We start from the raw sequence: 951 nt of genomic DNA on the forward strand, positions 1-951 counted from the left end.
CCCTTCGAGCAGCCGCCGCGCCTTGGTGCGCCTGCCTTCGGGTCGGTTTGTTACGGTCGAAGTTGGAGATCGTCTTGACGGGGGGCGTGTCGCCGCGATTGGCGATGACAGCCTTCAATACATCAAGGACGGCGAAAACATCACGCTAGAAGTGCCAAACGGCTAAATCAGGACAAGTGCGGCGAGGCCAAGAAAGGCGAAGAAGCCCACAACATCGGTGACCGTGGTCACGAATGTGCCTGAGGCGAGCGCAGGATCTGCGCCAAAGCGTTCCAACGCAACGGGGATCAATATCCCCGCCAATCCCGCCACAACAAGATTAACCACCATAGCGCCTGCAATCACGCCGCCCAAGAGAACGGAGTCGAACCAAACATAACCCACAACGCCCATCACAAGGGCAAAGGCCAAACCGTTCAAAGCCCCCACGCCCGCCTCACGCATCACAACGCGCCACAGGTTGGCGGAGGTGAGGTCGCGCGTTGCAAGCCCACGCACAGCCAAGGCAAGGCTTTGCGTTCCCGCATTGCCCCCCATAGAGGCCACAATCGGCATCAACACGGCCAAGGCCACCAATTGCGCAATCACCGCTTCGAATTGAGCAATCACCACCGAGGCCAAAATCGCTGTGCCCAAATTGACAAACAACCAAGGAAAGCGTTGACGCACAGTTTCAAAGGTCGTGTCGCTGAGGCTTTCATCCACGCCCAAACCTGCAAGGCGGCGCAAATCCTCTTCATTGACTTCATCAAGAACGCTCATCGCGTCATCAATGGTGATCACGCCCACCAATCGCCCTGCCCTGCCGCCTGAAATCGGGCGCAGACGCACCTTTGCGATCATTTCCCACCCAGACGCGGGCAAGACCACGCTGACCGAGAAATTCTTGCTTTATGGCGGTGCGATTCAAATGGCGGGTCAAGTGCGCGCCAAAGGCGAAGCAAGGCGCAC

The 951-nt window shown here is 58.1% G+C and carries 1 protein-coding gene and 1 pseudogene; one reads left to right on the forward strand and one right to left on the reverse strand.

Annotated features, from left to right (window positions below; all coding sequences use genetic code 11):
- Positions 1-162 precede the first annotated feature (162 nt).
- Positions 163-798, reverse strand: a pseudogene (locus tag ACR0IO_RS23130) (magnesium transporter); the annotation flags it as partial.
- On the opposite strand from ACR0IO_RS23130, the gene ACR0IO_RS23135 reads away from it, so the two are divergent.
- A partial coding sequence (locus ACR0IO_RS23135; RefSeq protein ID WP_480745203.1) for a GTP-binding protein occupies positions 773-951 on the forward strand: 179 nt, incomplete at its 3' end. The pseudogene ACR0IO_RS23130 and the gene ACR0IO_RS23135 sit on opposite strands and share 26 nt — an antisense overlap.

The organism is Ruegeria sp. CE12 (assembly GCF_056537525.1).